Genomic DNA, 15225 nt, shown 5'->3' on the forward strand with positions numbered 1-15225 from the left:
CCCCCTCCTTTTTCCCGAGCGACTCCTACAGCACGGTGAAGCTGTCCTTCACCCGCTCGTACGTGGCCAGGGCCGCCGTTTCGACACTCGCCTCGTACCAGGTGTTGACCTGGTACGACGTGCCGCCCACGTTGAATCCGAGCAGCCGGGCGTGCCAGCCGACGCCCTTCAGCGTGAACGTGTACTCCCAGACCACCGCCGGGTAGCCGCGGAACGTCGTCTCCTCCAGGCGGATCTTGCGGTAGTTCTCGCCCTGGTGGGCGTTGCGTTCCGAGGTCTGCCAGGTCTCCAGCAGGTCGCCGCGGGCCAGCGACGACTTGCCGACCAGTTCCTGCGCGCCGTCCGGGGAGGTGTAGTGCACCTCCGCGCCCGTCTTCACGTCCCTGCGCCAGCCGTCCGGTGTCGCCCAGGCGAACCCACCGGCTTCCCGGTGCGCGCCGGGCGGCAGGCTCCGCGGCCTGGTGGTGCCCTCGACGGTGGGTGAGGGGGTGGGGGTGGAGTGGGTGGAGGTGGAGCCGGTGGTGGGCGGGGCCGACGCCGAGGAGCCTGCGCGGGGCTCGTCGTCGCCCGGTGGGCCCGACTGCGTCGCCAGCAGGATCCCCACGACGGCACCGGCTGTCGCGACCGTGGCCGCCACGGCGGCGAGCACCGTACGGCGGTGGCCCGCGCGGGGGCGGGAGGCGGCCGGTGCGACGGGGCCCGGGAGTTCGCCCGGCGGCATCGTGGTGGGTGTGGGTGTGGGTGTGGGGTGGGGTCGGCCCTCGGTCGCCGCCTGGGCCCGGGCCAGGGAGACGGGGCTGGGGCGGGGGGTGGCAGCGGCGGGTGTGGGTGCCGGGTTGTCCGGGTGCTGCTGTGGTGCCGTTCCCCGGACGGGGGCCGGTCGGCGGGGGTCCTGGGGAACAGGTGGCCGAGGGGGCTGCCGCACCACGACCGGCTCCGGGAACGCCACCGGTTCCAGGGCCGTTTCCAGGTCCTCCAAGCCGGGGCGGGCCGACGGGTCCTTCGCCAGGAGGGCGGTGAGGATGCCGCGCAACGGGCCCGACGCGGCGGGGAGTTCGGGCTCCTCGTACAGCACCGCGTGCAGGGTCGCCAGCGTGGTCTCGCGGGCGAAGGGGGAACGGCCGCCGAGGGCCGCGCAGAGCGTCGCGCCGAGGGACCAGACATCGGAGGGCGGGCCCTGCGGGTGGCCGGAGATGCGCTCGGGCGCCATGTAGTCGGGCGAGCCGACCAGCATGCCGACCATGGTGAGCGCCTTGGCGTCCTGGATCGCGGCGATGCCGAAGTCCGTGAGGACGACTCGCCGTTCAGCCGGACGTGGTCCCGGGCCCTGGCCGGAAACCGGGCCTCTCCCCCGTCGGGATCCGGCCGCCCCTCCCTCGTTCTCGACCAACACGTTCCCGGGCTTGATGTCCCGGTGCAGCACTCCCCCCGCGTGGACCTGCCGCAGCGCCGCGACCAGCCCGAGCCCGATCCGCGCCGTCTCGCGGGGGCTCAGCGGGCCTTCCCGCGCGAGGATCCGTTCGAGGGAACGGCCGGCGACCAACTCCATGACGATCCACAGGCGTTCGCCTTCGTCGACCACGTCGTAGACCCGTACGACGTTGGGATGGTCGATCCGGGCGGTGGCCCTGGCCTCGCGCAGGGTGCGTTCACGGCGCGTCCCACTGTCCTCGGCGTCCAGGCCGTCGATACGCATTTCCTTGACGGCGACCTGCCGGTCGAGTATTTCGTCGGCGGCTCGCCACACCCGCCCCATTCCCCCCTGGCCGATACTTTCGACCAGCCGATAGCGCCCCGCCACCAATATCCCTGGAACACCGCCGCTGTTCGTATTCCCCGGCAATCCGCTGCACCCCCTCCACGACGCCGCGACCGGCTCCCACTGAAACACAACGGTCACACTTCGTGCCGTACCAGGATAGTGCGGGGAAATCTTGTGGTACCTCTTTCAGTGCTGCGAATTCAGGCGCAGTCCAGGGGGACGCAAGGGGGGACGAACATGAGTTCTCGTCGCATGGCGGCGGTCGCGGGATCGCTGGTGGCCGCATCTTTCTCGGCACTGGTGATCCTTTCCGGAACCGCCGGCGCGGAAGACGAAGGGCCCGCAAGCGGCAAGGGAGGAAAGGTCGTTGACGAGGCACCGGCGGGGGTGAAGCTGACCACGCTGCTGCCCGGGAGGATCTCGGTCGACAACGATTCCGAAAAGACGGCACTCACCGCCACGGTGAAGAACGAGGGGAGCAAGGACAGCGGCAAGATCAGGCTTCTGGTCGTCGGTTTCGACGGACTCACCGTCAAGAACGTCCAGGGCTGCTCGGCTATAGCCGAGATCAATCTTCCGGAGGGTTCGAACAGCGGTTTCAGCTGCCCGATCGACAATCTCGCCGCCGGTAAGTCGAAGTCGTACGCCGTCGACGCGACATACGACCTGGGCAAGACCGGGAAGATCTGCCTGCCCGTCCAGACGAGCGACGGGAAGAAGACGTTCTGGCAGCAGGGCCCGGTGCCGTTCGGCACGACCAACCCGTCGCCGGACGCCCCGGCCACGCCCCTGCTGCTCGGCACCGACAACGAGCCCGTCTCTCCCGACAAGCCCAAGTCGCCGGGCCGCAAGGAACTGCCGAAGACCGGTCCGGCCCGTGATCTGCTGCCGTTGGGCGCGGCCGGCGCCACGCTGCTCGCGGCGGGCGCGGCCGGAATGTGGTGGTCGCAGCGGCGGCGGCCGGTGCGGCAGGAGGGCTGATTCGGCCCCCGGTGTGCTGAGCCCACACATGGTCTGAGCACACGCGAGAGGCCCGCCGGGGAACCACTCCCCGGCGGGCCTCAGCGACGTCTGCGACGTCAGCGCTTGTTCGCGAACTTCCAGGCCGTCGGCAGGACTCCCATGGCCAGCGCGGCCTTGAGCGCGTCGCCGATCAGGAACGGCGTGAAGCCGGCCGCGATCGCGGCGGCGGCCGACATGCCGGTGGCGAGGGCCAGGTAGGGCACGCCGATGGCGTAGATGATCGCCTCGCCCACCAGCATCGTGCCCGCCATGCGCCACACCGAGCGGTCGGCGCCGCGGCGGGCCAGGGCGCCCACCACGGTGGAGGCCAGGATCATGCCGAGGATGTAGCCGAAGGACGGCGCGACACCGGAGGTGGCGGACGCGAACCACGGCATGCCGGCGAGGCCGGCCACGGCGTACAGCGCGAGCGAGAGGAAGCCGCGGCCGGCGCCGAGGGCCGTGCCGACGAGCAGCGCGGCGAAGGTCTGTCCGGTCACCGGCACCGGGGAGCCCGGCACGGGCACGGCGATCTGGGCGGCGACGCCGGTGAGCGCGGCGCCACCGAGCACGAGGGCCGCGTCCCGGACACGGGAGGCGGGGATCAGGTCGGCGAGGACCTGTCCGGTGCGAACGGGTGTGGCGGCAGCGGTGCTCATGGGGACTCCGCGAGGGTGAGGGCCGGTGGGACACCGTGACGCTATCCCAGCGTCCGCGCCCCGATCACCGTCAGCGGTCGACAAAGGCGCGAACCGGCTGTTGGTCGGCTCCGGACAAAGGGTGGGCCCTACACCGAGCGCGGCGTGACGCCAGTCACTGTGGTGAGGTGGCGTGCGGCACCGGAGTCGGGCCGAGGGGTATCTGTCGGTTCCCGCCAAAGGCGCCCTGTGCGCCGTCTCGCCCGTCGGTCACCGTCTGGGCAGCCTCGGGCCGTTTTGCTAGCGTCGCGGACATGGTTGCCCAGGCCCGGTACTTCTCGTCGCGTCGCTACGTCGACCTGCGGCGCCAGGGCACGGCCACCTGTCGCCGCCCGGTGTGAGGCGGGGCGGAGCGGATCCGGCTCGCCGATCGAGACGGCGCAGTGTCGGACCGGCCCCAGGAAGACTCCCATGCCCCGTACCGCGGCTCCCCTTCTGACGTCCCCCATTCCCCGTGTCGCCGACAGCGACCGGCGCCGCACCAGCGCCAGTGTCGTCCTGCGGTCCGTGCTGGAGCACGGACCGGTCGCGCGCAGCACCATCGCCCGGCTGACCGGCCTGTCGCCGGCGTCGGTGACCGACTACTGTGCCCGGTTCGCCGAGTTGGGGCTCATTCGCGAGTCCGCCGTGCTGCGCCGGTCCAGAGGCGTGGGGCGACCGCATCTGCCGGTCGACCTGGACGACTCCCGGTTCGTGGTCGGCGGAGTGCACGTGGCGGTGCCGTACACCACGGTCGCGCTGCTGGATCTGCGCGGGCGGGTGGTGGCCCGGCGCGAGGTGAAACACGAAGGCACCGAGCCCGCACAGGTGCTGGCCCGGGCCGCCGACGGGCTGAGGGCGCTGCTCGCCGGGGCTCCCGGCAGCACGGCGCTGGGCGTCGGTTTCGCGGCGGGCGGCTGGGTGGACCGGGACTCGGGCACCGTCGTCGAGCATCCCCTGCTGGGCTGGCGCGAGGTGCCGGTGCGGGAGGTGCTCGGCGGGCACACCGGGCTGCCGGTCCATGTGGACGGGCACGCGCGGGCGCTGGTCAACGCGGAGCGCCTGTTCGGCGGGGCCCGGGGCAGCCGCAGCGTGCTGCACCTGTTCGCGGGGAACGTGGTGGACGCGGCGTTCGCCACCAACGACGAGGTGCACCACGGGCCGCGCTCCCAGGCCGGGGCCATCGCCCATCTGCCCGTGCCGGGCGGCACGGAGAGCTGCGACTGCGGCCGGGTGGGCTGCCTCCAGGAAGAGTTGAGCGAGCGGACGCTGTGCCGGCAGGCCCGTGAGGCGGGGGTCGTCGACGGAGTGAACCCCATGCACGTGGTCGGCGCCGCCGCGGCCGGTGACCCGGTGGCCGTACGGCTGTTGCTGGAGCGGTCGCGGAGGGTCGGGCGTGCGGTGGGGCTGCTGCTCGACGTGCTCAACCCGGAGCGGGTGGTCGTGACGGAGATCGGGGTCATGTACCGGGAGGACTGTCTGGCCGCGTTGCGCGAAGAGGTCGAAACCGGCCGCGCCGCGACCGTGTCACCGATCAGTTTCCCGGATTCCGTCCTGGCCGTGGCGGGTGGTTCGGTGGCGCTCGACGTGCTCTATCGCGATCCGCTGGGCGCGTCACCTGAGGTCATTTAATTCAGAAACTCGGAATGTTGACAGGAGTGGTGTATGGCCGGGAACATCCTGTTCATGACCCCGCTCACGAGCTGTCGCACTCTCTGTTGCTGACCCGTTGACGCGCCCCCGGCGCCCGTTCACGGAGCGCCTTCTCCTTCCCGTGTGAAATTCACGTGAATTCCCCTGCCCGGTTTTTTTCCTGCCCGGAATTCCGCGTGCTGTTCCGCCTTCCATCTCCAGGGAGTCCTCCCATGCCTTCGCCCTCCGTGCCCGGTGTCGACCGGCGTCTGTTCCTGACCTCACTGCTCGGCGTGACGGCCGCTGCGGCCGGACTGAGCGGCTGCGCGGACAACAGCGCCGCGGCCGAGGCGGCGTCCGACGCTCCTCTGGCCTCCAAGGTTCCCGCCGGTACGAGCCTGAAGATCGCCTCGTTCCAGAACGCGCAGCAACTCCAGTTCAAGCTGGCCGGGTTCCATGACCTGCCGTTCAAGGTGTCCAACTGGCTGAACATCGGCGCGGGCCCCGATGTCATCAACGCTTTCCGCGCGAAGTCGCTGGAGGTCGCCAACAACGCGGGTGTTCCCCCGATCCAGGCGCACTTCCAGGGATTCGACGCGAAGATCGTCGCAATCAACATCACCCGCAAGCCCAACTACCTTTTCGCCACCAAGCCCGGCAGCGACATCCGTGAGGTCGCCGACTTCAAGGGCAAGCGGCTGGCGTTCTCCCAGGGGCAGGCCCAGGGCGTCGTGCTGCTGCGGGCGCTGAAGAAGGCCGGTCTCGCGTACGACGATGTGGAGCTGGTGCCGCTGACCAGCAACCAGTTCCTCACGGCCCTGCAGTCCGGGCAGGTGGACATCGCCCCGCTCGGCAACACGCAGGCGCCCGCGTACCTGGCGCAGTACAAGTCCGCCCGGACCATCAAGACGGATGTGGTGGACCTGCTCAACCTGCTGTGGGCGCCGGTCTCGGTGCTGAACGACAAGGCGAAGGCCGCCGCGGTCGCCGCGTACATCCCGTACTGGGCGAAGAGCGCGGTGTGGACGTACGAGCACCCCGACGAGTGGAACGAGCAGTTCTACGTCGGCACGCAGAACCTGACCCTGGCCCAGGCGAAGGGGATCACCGCGCTGGCCAACAAGCCGCTGTTCCCGCCGCGCTGGGACGAGGCGATCGAGTGGGAGCAGGAGACCGCCGATCTGCTCGCGGAGGGCGGCTTCGTGAAGAAGTTCGACGTCTCCGAGCTCTTCGACCACCGATTCGAGTCCCTCGCGGCGAAGGCCGTACCCGCGGAGTACCGGAGGTGACCATCGTGACCACGCACACGACCACGACCACGCACACGACCGCCGCCGCGCCGCTCGCCCCCGTCGAGGAGGCCCGCCAGGTGCGCAGGCGCCGGCGACTGGCCCCGGGCAGGCGGCTGCCCACCACCCGGCTCATCGGGCCCGCCGTCGTCCTCGCCCTGTGGGTCGTCGCCTCCGCGGCCGGACTGCTCGACCCGAGCGCGATCCCGGCGCCGTGGACGGTGCTGGAGACGGGCAGCCGTCTGTGGGACGCGGGCACGCTGCCGGACGACATCCTGACCTCGCTGCAGCGCGCGGCCACCGGCTTCGCCATCGGTCTGACCGGGGGGATCCTTCTCGCGCTGGCGTCCGGGCTCACCCGGACCGGCGAGGCGCTGATCGACGGCACGGTCAACCTCAACCGGGCGATCCCCACCCTGGGCCTGATCCCGCTGTTCATCCTCTGGCTGGGCATCGGCGAGACCTTCAAGATCGCCATCATCGCGATCGTCGTCTACATCCCGATCTACCTCAACACGCACGCCGCGCTGTCCGGCATCGACAGCCGGTTCGTCGAACTGGCCGAGGTCCAGGACCTGTCGAAGGTCCAGTTCATCCGGCAGGTCGTCATCCCCGGCGCCCTGCCCGGGTTCTTCGTCGGGCTGCGGCTCGGCGTGACCGGCTCCTGGCTGGGCCTGGTGGTGCTGGAGCAGATCAACGCCACCAGCGGCCTCGGCTACATGATGTTCCAGGCGCAGAACTACGGCCAGACGGACGTCATCCTCGTCGGCCTGGTCGTCTACGGCGTCTTCGGCCTCCTCTCCGACAGCGCGGTCCGCATCATCGAACGGAGGGTGCTGTCATGGCGCCGCACACTGAGCAGCTGACCCGGCCCGCCGTCCAGCTGCGGGGCCTGACCCGGTCGTTCGAGGGCCGCACGGTCCTCGACGGCATCGACCTCGATCTGCCGGCCGGACAGCTCACGGCCCTGCTCGGGCACAGCGGCTCCGGCAAGAGCACGCTGCTGCGGGCGATCGCCGGACTCGACCACGGCGTCACCGGCAGCGGGCAGCTCAGCGCCCCGGAGCGGGTGTCGGTGGTCTTCCAGGACTCCCGGCTGCTGCCCTGGCGGCGGGTGCTCGCCAACGTCCTGCTGGGACTCGACGGAAAGGACGCCGAGCGGCGCGGCCGTGAGGCCCTGGAAGAGGTGGGGCTGAAGGGTCGCGAGCGGGCCTGGCCGGGCGAACTGTCCGGCGGGGAGGCCCAGCGTGCCGCCCTGGCCCGGTCCCTCGTGCGCGAGCCGGAACTGCTGCTGGCCGACGAGCCGTTCGGGGCGCTGGACGCGCTCACCCGGATCCGGATGCACGGCCTGCTCAGGGAGCTGTGGGAGCGCCACCGGCCCTCGGTGCTGCTGGTCACCCATGACGTGGACGAGGCGATCGTGCTCGCCGACCGGGTGCTCGTCCTCGACCAGGGCCGGATCGGCCTCGACCTCACCATCGACCGCGCGCACCCCCGGTCGTACCGCGATCCCCTGCTCGGCGAGTACCGGGAGCGGCTGCTGGCCGCGCTCGGTGTCACGGAGGACCACCGATGACCCGCAGACAGCTGCACCTCAACGCGTTCCTGATGACCACCGGCCACCACGAGGCGTCGTGGCGACTGCCGGAGAGCGACCCGTACGCCCACGTGGACCTGGCCCACTACGTGCGGCTCGCCCGGATCGCCGAGCGCGGCACCTTCGACTCGCTGTTCCTCGCCGACGGCCCGCAGTTGTGGAGCAGTGTGGCCCAGCGGCCCGCCGGAGCATTGGAGCCGATCACGCTGCTGACCGCCCTGGCCACGGCCACCGAGCACATCGGCCTGATCGCCACGGCCTCCACCTCGTACAACTCGCCGTACAACCTGGCCCGCAAGTTCGCCACGCTGGACCACATCAGCGGCGGCCGGGCGGGCTGGAACATCGTCACCACCGCCGGTGCCGAGGCCGCCCGCAACTTCGGTCTGGACGCCGAGCCGGCGCACGCCGAGCGGTACGCGCGGGCCGCCGAGTTCCTCGACGTGGCGCTGAAGCTGTGGGACAGCTGGGAGGACGACGCGATCGTCGCCGACAAGGCGGCGGGCTTGTGGGGCGACGACGCGAAGATCCACCCGCCGCGGCACAAGGGCCGCTACTTCAGCGTCGAGGGGGCGCTCAACGTGCCCCGTACGCCCCAGGGTTATCCCCTGCTGGTGCAGGCCGGCTCCTCCGAGGACGGCAAGCGGTTCGCCGCACGGTACGCGGAGGCGGTGTTCACCGCCCAGCAGACCGTCGAGGACGCGCGGGCCTTCTACGCCGACCTCAAGTCCCGGACGGTCGCGGCCGGCCGCGACGCCGACCACATCAAGGTGCTGCCGGGCATCGTCCCGGTGATCGGCTCGACGGAGGCCGAGGCGCGGGCGAACGAACAGGTCCTGGAGGACCACATCGTGCACACGCACGGAGTGAACCACCTGGAGCGGCTGCTGCAACTGGCCCCGGGAACCCTGGATCTGGACGGCCCGCTCCCCTCCGACCTGCCGCCGGAGAGCGCCGTCGAGGGCGCCAAGAGCCGGTACACGCTCGTCGTCGAGCTGGCCCGGCGCGACCGGCTCACCGTGCGACAGCTCATCGGACGGCTCGGCGGCGGACGCGGGCACCTCACCTTCGCCGGGACGCCCGAGCAGGTCGCCGACACGATCCAGCTCTGGTTCGAGTCGGGCGCCGCCGACGGCTTCAACATCATGCCCGCGGTGCTGCCGTCCGGCCTGGAGGCCTTCGTCGAGCACGTCGTCCCGATCCTGCGCGCCCGGGGCCTGCTCCGCACCGAGTACGGCGACTCGCGCCGGACCCTGCGGGAGCGCTACGGCCTCCCGCGCCCCGCCAACCAGCACGTCCTCGCCCCCGCTCTCGTCTGATACGGAAGGAACCCGTCATGGCCATCGAGATCCACAAGGTCACCGCGAACATCGGCGCCCGAGTCGAGGGCGTCGACATCACCCGGCCCCTCGACGAGGAGACGTACACCGCCCTGCGTGAGGCGCTCAACGCCCACAAGGCCCTCGTCTTCGACGCGGAGGGCCTGGACGACGCCGGCCAGCAGGCCTTCGTCCGTCACTTCGGTGACATCACCACCGCCCACCCGACGGTGCCCGCCGTCGACGGCGCCCCGAACGTCCTGCCCGTCGACAGCGAGGGCGGCCGGGCCGCCAACCACTGGCACACCGACGTCACCTTCGTCCTCAACCCGCCGCAGGCCAGCAGCCTGCGCAGCATCACGGTCCCGCCCTACGGCGGCGAGACGCTGATCGCCAGCTCGGCCGCCGCCTACCGGAACCTGCCCGATTCGCTGCGCAGCCTCGCCGACACGCTGTGGGCCGAGCACACCAACGACTACGACTACGCCGTCCCCGAGGAGTCCGTCGACGACGAGCAGGCCGCCCGGCGCGCCCAGTTCACCTCGATCAAGTACCGCACGGTCCACCCGGTGGTGCGCGTCCACCCGCTGACCGGCGAGCGCGGCCTGTTCATCGGCGGCTTCGCCCAGCGCATCGTGGGCCTCTCGCCCGGCGAGTCCCGCAAGATCCTCGACCTGCTCCAGGCGTACGTCACCCGGCCGGAGAACATCCTGCGGCACCGATGGTCGCCGAACCAGCTCGTCTTGTTCGACAACCGGATCACCCAGCACTACGCCGTCGACAACTACGACGGCCGGCCGCGCCGCCTGCACCGGGTCACGGTCGCGGGGGACATCCCCGTCGGGATCGAGGGTAAGGAGAGCTACGTCATCGAGGGCGACGCCTCGCACTACACACCGGTCGCCGCGTAGCCACGGAGAGCTACGCGACCGTCCATATGCTGGGCTGCCTCTTCGCTCCGGCGGAGAGGCAGCCGAGACTGTCGGCGTTTTTGCCCATCCACGCCTCTCACGCATTGGACGAACCGCTCCCATGCCCAGCACCACCACGGAGACATCGCCCGACCGGGAAGACGTCTCCCTCTCCCATGGCCTGAAGCAGCGCCACCTGTCGATGATCGCCCTCGGTGGCGTGATCGGCGCCGGTCTGTTCGTCGGCTCCGGTGCCGGCATCGCCGCCGCCGGTCCGTCGATCGTGGTCGCCTACGCCCTCTCCGGTCTCCTCGTGATGCTGGTGATGCGGATGCTCGGCGAGATGTCGGCCGCGTATCCCTCGTCGGGGTCGTTCTCGGCGCACGCGGAGCGGGCGATCGGCCCCTGGGCCGGGTTCACCGCCGGATGGTCCTTCTGGGTCCTGCTCTGCACGGCCGTCGGCCTGGAGGGCATCGGCGCCGCGAAGATCGTCAGCGGCTGGCTGCCGGGCACCCCGGAGTGGGTGTGGGTGGCGCTGTTCATGGTCGTCTTCTGCGGCACGAACCTCGCGGCCGTGAAGAACTTCGGGGAGTTCGAGTTCTGGTTCGCCGCCCTGAAGGTCGGCGCGATCACCCTGTTCCTGGTGCTCGGCATCCTGGCGATCGCCGGCGTCCTGCCCGGCACGGACTCGCCGGGCGCGAGCCACCTCGACGACTTCATGCCGAACGGCGGCGAGGGCCTGGTCATCGGCCTGCTCGCCTCGGTCTTCGCCTACGGCGGCCTGGAGACGGTCACCATCGCGGCGGCCGAGTCGGAGAACCCCGTCAAGGGTGTGGCGAGCGCGGTCCGTACGGCGATGTGGCGCATCGCGCTGTTCTACGTCGGCTCGATGGCCGTCATCGTCACGCTGGTCCCCTGGGACTCCAAGGAGGTCGTCGAGAAGGGCCCGTACGTCGCCGCCCTCGACGAGCTCGGCATCCCCGGCGCCGGCCAGCTGATGAACGTGGTCGTGCTGGTGGCCCTGCTGTCCGCCATGAACGCCAACGTCTACGGCGCCTCCCGCATCGCCTACTCGCTGGTGCACCGCGGCCAGGGCCCGAAGGCGCTGGGCCGGGTCTCCGGCGGGGTACCGCGGATCGCCGTGCTGGCCTCCTCGGTCTTCGGCTTCCTCTGCGTGCTGCTGAGCTACTGGCGCCCGAACGACGTCTTCGCCTGGCTGCTGAACATGATCGGCGCGGTGATCCTGGTCGTCTGGATCTTCATCGCCGTCTCCCAGCTGCGCCTGCGCCGCCGCCTGGAGCACGAGGCCCCCGACAAGCTCGTCGTCCGCATGTGGGCGTTCCCGTGGCTGACCTGGATCGCCCTGGCCGGCATGGTCACGGTCTTCGTCCTGATGGCCCGCGAGCCGGACACCCGGGTGCAGCTGTACTCGACGGGCGGCATGACGCTGGCGCTGGCGGCCGTGGGGTACGCCTGGCAGAGGGCGCGCGCCAGGGCCCAGGGCTGATCAGCCCCGGGCCTCGGCCTGCCAGGCGGCGACCCAGGCCCGGTCGTGTTCGGCGAACGGGTGCTCGTGGCCGAGCACCCGCGCCCGGTGTTCGGACAGCTCCTTCATCATCCGGACGGCGTCGTCGATCCTGCCCAGACCGTGGGTGATCCGTGCGGTGAGGGACGTGGCCGACAGAGTGAGGGGATGGTCCGGGCCCTGGAGCCGGATCCGGTCCGCCAGCACCTGGCGGGCCATGGGTTCGGCCTCCTCATGGCGGCCGAACTCGAACAGGCCACCGGCGTAGTCGTGCCGGGCCAGCACCGTCGTGGGATGGTCCGGCCCCAGGGCCCGCTCGCAGGCCTCGACCAGCGCGAGGCCCTCCTGCGCGAACTCCCGTTCCTTGCCGAGCTGGGGCAGGATCTCGATCAGCCCGGACCAGATGAACAAGGCCTCCGCGCTGTCCTCCCCCAGCGTCCGCCGGTAGCCGTCCAGCGCCCGCCTGCCCCAGCTTTCGGCCTCCTCGTCCCGGTCGAGCAGATCGAGCGCCTGGGAGAGCGCGGCACAGCTGTGGAGCGTGTCCACGTCCTCGGCGCCCAGCAGGGTCTCCCGGCGTTCCAGCACCCCGCGATGCAGCGCCTCGGCCTCGGCGAACCGCCCCATCCGGAACAGTGCCGTGCCCTGAAGGTGCTGGGCGTTCAGAACCAGCCTGTGCTCAGCGCCGAGGACGCCCCGCACTGCTTCGACGACCGTGGGCGCGAGCGCCAGTGCCGCCGCGTAGTCCCCCGAGTCGTAGACCTGCCGCAGGACCCGCACCCCGAGGGTCGCGGTCCGTTCGTCCGCGGCCACCGCGAGCAGTCTCGTCGCGTGCGGGGCCAGCAGCGCGAGCCGGCGGCGACTCTCGGGAGAGTCGGCGCCCTCCTCGGGCAGGGCGGCCTCCAGGAGGGAAGCCGCCGCTTCCGCGACGGCCGCCCGCCGGTCGTCCGGCACTCCCGCGGCGACGCTGTCGAGCAGCACTCCGTGGGCCCGCACGCAGCGCACCCCGTCCACGTTGACCAGTTCGGTCAGCGAATGGTCGATCAGCCCCTTCAGCGCCGGTTCCAACTGCTGTGCCCCGAGGACGGGTTCCAGTCCGCCGAGGGTCACCTCTGCACGGGCGACCGGCAGCAGCACGCTCAGCGGCACGGGGTCCGCCGCCAGGAACGACAGCAGCCGCAGGAGCGTCGTCGCCTCGGGGAGCCCCTGTCCGGCCAGCGCGTCCAGTGACAGCTGCCAGGTCCGGCCCACCAGTTGGCGGGACTGGCTGCCGCCCCGCCCGGCCGCGCCCTTGTCGACGATCACCGTCGACTCCTCGCCGAGCTTGCGGTCGTACTCGTCCATGGACCACGACTCCAGAAGTTGGTGGGCAAGGTGGGACCCGGCGAGTGTGAGCGCGAGGGGCAGGCGGCCAAGGCGCTCGGCGACCTTCCGTGCCGACTCCACGTCGCCCGCGTCCGGCGCCAGGTCGCACAGCACCTGGGCCGCCTCCTCCAACGGCAGGAGGCCCAGGGCGTGCCGGTGCACGCCCGGCCCCCGCCACAGCGGCGACGTGGCATGGCGGGTCGTGACCAGTACGGTGCCGCGACCGCTGGGCCGGAGCCACGCACCGCTCCCCAGGACCGTCGGATCGTCGGCGTTGTCCAGGACGAGAAGCCAGGGGTCGGCGGAGTGGTCGAGGTAGTGCCAGACGAGGTCGGCGGCAGCGCGCCGGCCCGCCGCGGCGGCTGCGAGCTCACCGGCCTGCGCACCACGGTCGCCGGCCACCGCCAGCATCCCGGCGCGCAGCGACATCAACTCGGACGCGTTGACCCAGAAGCCGACGCGGCCGTGCTCGCGCACCGCCTCGTTGAAGAGCCAGTACGCCAGTGCGGTCTTGCCGCAGCCACCCATGCCGTGCACGACATGGACGTCACCGCCGGGGCCGGCGACGGCCGCTCCCAGGACCTCGCGAAGTTCCTCGCGGTTGCGCAGGATGCCAGGCGCACGGCCCACGAGGGGCATGCGCACGGAGTCCGGGGCGGCCGACCCCGGCGTCGCCGGTGGCACGATCTGGGGCCCGAAGAGCTGACCGCCGGCGCCGTAGTGATGGTGGTGCTCCTCGATGTACTGGTCACCGGACGTCTGGAAGATCCGCCCCTGCCCCGAGGCCCGGGCGCCGAGTTCGCTCATCGTTCGGTGATGTGCTGGTCGCGGCCGGCCTGGTAGACGCGGCCGCTGCCGGAGGCCTCGGCGCGCAGCCGGACCTCCACCGTCGTGTGGGCCGGGGGGAGCTCGGGGTTCAACTCGGCGAGGATCCGCCGGAGTTCGTCGGCCACCTCGGGCCGGGCCACCAGGAGGCGGCGCAGCCTCGCCTGCCATTCGGCGGTGAGTTCGGCCTCGGTGTCGGTGTCTCCGACTCGCGGGCGAGCAGCAGGTCCTCGCGAGTGGCCTCGAGTTCACCGCCCACGGTCTCGGCCCGGTCGGGCTGGAAGCGCCGCCAGAGAGTGAGAACTCCCTCGCGGGTGGACTCCCAGGCCTGGGTGGCCATCAGCGTCACCATCGTCGTACCCGCCGTTCTGGCGAGCTCGGCCATCTCCGGACCCACGGCATCCCCCTGTCGCGTTCCCACCGATGGTAGGTCGCCTCCTTTGGGCCTGCCGAACGCATTCACGCAACGCTTTCGACCCTCCCACCTCCGCGACCTTGATGCTGCTAGCCTGCACTTGCAATTAACTTGCAATAAGAGGTTCGAAGGGGTCCTGCCATGCCCGTCTACACGCTGCCCGAGCTCCCGTACGACTACTCCACGCTCGCCCCCGTGATCAGTCCCGAGATCATCGAGCTGCACCACGACAAGCACCACGCGGCCTATGTGAAAGGGGCCAACGACACGTTGGAGCAGTTGGCCGAGGCGCGGGACAAGGAGAGCTGGGGGGCGATCAACGGGCTGGAGAAGAATCTGGCGTTCCATCTCTCCGGGCACATCCTGCACAGCATCTACTGGCAGAACATGACCGGCCCGAAGGACGGTGGCGGGGAGCCGCTGGCGCGGGACGGGGTGGGTGAGCTCGCGGACGCGATCACCGAGTCGTTCGGGGCGTTCGCGAACTTCAAGGCGCAGTTGACCAAGGCGTCCGCGACCACGCAGGGGTCCGGCTGGGGCGTGCTCGCCTATGAGCCGCTGAGCGGGCGGCTGATCGTGGAGCAGGTCTACGACCACCAGGGCAACGTCGGCCAGGGCTCGACGCCGATCCTGGTCTTCGACGCCTGGGAGCACGCCTTCTACCTGCAGTACAAGAACCAGAAGGTCGACTTCATCGAGGCGATGTGGCAGGTCGTCAACTGGCAGGACGTGGCCCGCCGTTACGAGGCCGCCAAGTCCCGCGCGGACGTGTTGCTGCTGGCCCCCTGAGGCCGCTCGGAGCGTCCTGCCTCGTGATCGTCTTCTCACCCTTCACGGCGGCGGGCGGAAAGAAGGAGGCCCCCGCGAGGACATGACTCGCGGGGGTCTTCCCGTGTGTGGGGCTTCGGG

Annotated in this window: 12 protein-coding genes and 1 pseudogene; 9 read left to right on the plus strand and 4 right to left on the minus strand. The window is 71.1% G+C overall.

Annotated features, from left to right (window positions below):
- Positions 1 to 25: 25 nt before the first annotated feature.
- Positions 26 to 1756, minus strand: coding sequence for a serine/threonine-protein kinase (locus tag SSQG_RS13110; RefSeq protein ID WP_039932567.1), 1731 nt, complete (start codon positions 1754 to 1756; stop codon positions 26 to 28).
- Positions 1757 to 1999: 243 nt separating this feature from the next.
- Here SSQG_RS13110 and SSQG_RS13115 point away from each other — a divergent pair, with 243 nt between their 5' ends.
- Positions 2000 to 2743 carry an LPXTG cell wall anchor domain-containing protein gene (locus SSQG_RS13115; RefSeq protein WP_039932569.1) on the plus strand — a complete coding sequence of 248 codons (744 nt, stop codon included), beginning with the start codon at positions 2000 to 2002 and terminating at the stop codon, positions 2741 to 2743.
- A 98-nt stretch (positions 2744 to 2841) separates the two neighbouring features.
- On the opposite strand, the gene SSQG_RS13120 is transcribed toward SSQG_RS13115, so the two are convergent.
- A complete protein-coding gene (locus tag SSQG_RS13120) occupies positions 2842 to 3423 on the minus strand; it encodes a biotin transporter BioY (RefSeq protein WP_039932571.1) in 582 nt (193 codons plus the stop codon).
- Between the two features lie 450 nt (positions 3424 to 3873).
- On the opposite strand from SSQG_RS13120, the gene SSQG_RS13125 reads away from it, so the two are divergent.
- The 7 genes from SSQG_RS13125 to SSQG_RS13155 all read left to right on the plus strand — a co-directional run bounded on the left by SSQG_RS13125 (position 3874) and on the right by SSQG_RS13155 (position 11696).
- Positions 3874 to 5073, plus strand: coding sequence for an ROK family transcriptional regulator (locus SSQG_RS13125; RefSeq protein ID WP_003990248.1), 1200 nt, complete (start codon positions 3874 to 3876; stop codon positions 5071 to 5073).
- Positions 5074 to 5306: 233 nt separating this feature from the next.
- Positions 5307 to 6362, plus strand: a complete 1056-nt coding sequence (locus SSQG_RS13130) for an ABC transporter substrate-binding protein (RefSeq protein WP_039932575.1) — start codon at positions 5307 to 5309, stop codon at positions 6360 to 6362.
- A 5-nt stretch (positions 6363 to 6367) separates the two neighbouring features.
- Entirely contained in the window at positions 6368 to 7228 is an 861-nt protein-coding gene (locus SSQG_RS13135; protein WP_003990250.1) for an ABC transporter permease, read from the plus strand.
- Positions 7204 to 7938, plus strand: a complete 735-nt coding sequence (locus SSQG_RS13140) for an ABC transporter ATP-binding protein (RefSeq protein WP_003990251.1) — start codon at positions 7204 to 7206, stop codon at positions 7936 to 7938. Before SSQG_RS13135 ends, SSQG_RS13140 begins: the two co-directional genes overlap by 25 nt.
- A complete protein-coding gene (locus SSQG_RS13145) occupies positions 7935 to 9278 on the plus strand; it encodes an LLM class flavin-dependent oxidoreductase (RefSeq protein ID WP_003990252.1) in 1344 nt (447 codons plus the stop codon). The genes SSQG_RS13140 and SSQG_RS13145 overlap by 4 nt, the downstream gene beginning before the upstream one ends.
- Positions 9279 to 9295: 17 nt before the next feature.
- Positions 9296 to 10189, plus strand: coding sequence for a TauD/TfdA dioxygenase family protein (locus SSQG_RS13150; RefSeq protein ID WP_003990253.1), 894 nt, complete (start codon positions 9296 to 9298; stop codon positions 10187 to 10189).
- 121 nt (positions 10190 to 10310) lie between these two features.
- Positions 10311 to 11696 carry an amino acid permease gene (locus SSQG_RS13155; RefSeq protein WP_003990254.1) on the plus strand — a complete coding sequence of 462 codons (1386 nt, stop codon included), beginning with the start codon at positions 10311 to 10313 and terminating at the stop codon, positions 11694 to 11696.
- Here the strand turns inward: SSQG_RS13155 and SSQG_RS13160 are convergent, their stop codons facing one another.
- Both SSQG_RS13160 and SSQG_RS40925 read right to left on the minus strand, forming a co-directional pair.
- Positions 11697 to 13883: a tetratricopeptide repeat protein gene (locus SSQG_RS13160; protein WP_039932578.1), complete on the minus strand. Its 2187-nt coding sequence runs from the start codon at positions 13881 to 13883 to the stop codon at positions 11697 to 11699. It lies immediately after the preceding gene.
- A pseudogene (locus SSQG_RS40925) lies at positions 13880 to 14286 on the minus strand (hypothetical protein). The gene SSQG_RS13160 and the pseudogene SSQG_RS40925 overlap by 4 nt, the downstream one beginning before the upstream one ends.
- A gap of 171 nt (positions 14287 to 14457) precedes the next feature.
- Between SSQG_RS40925 and SSQG_RS13170 the strand changes: the two are divergent.
- On the plus strand, positions 14458 to 15105 hold the full coding sequence (locus SSQG_RS13170; RefSeq protein ID WP_003990257.1) for a superoxide dismutase: 648 nt from the start codon (positions 14458 to 14460) through the stop codon (positions 15103 to 15105).
- The last annotated feature ends 120 nt before the right edge of the window (positions 15106 to 15225 follow it).

The organism is Streptomyces viridochromogenes DSM 40736 (assembly GCF_000158955.1).
GTDB classification, from domain to species: Bacteria; Actinomycetota; Actinomycetes; order Streptomycetales; family Streptomycetaceae; genus Streptomyces; species Streptomyces venetus.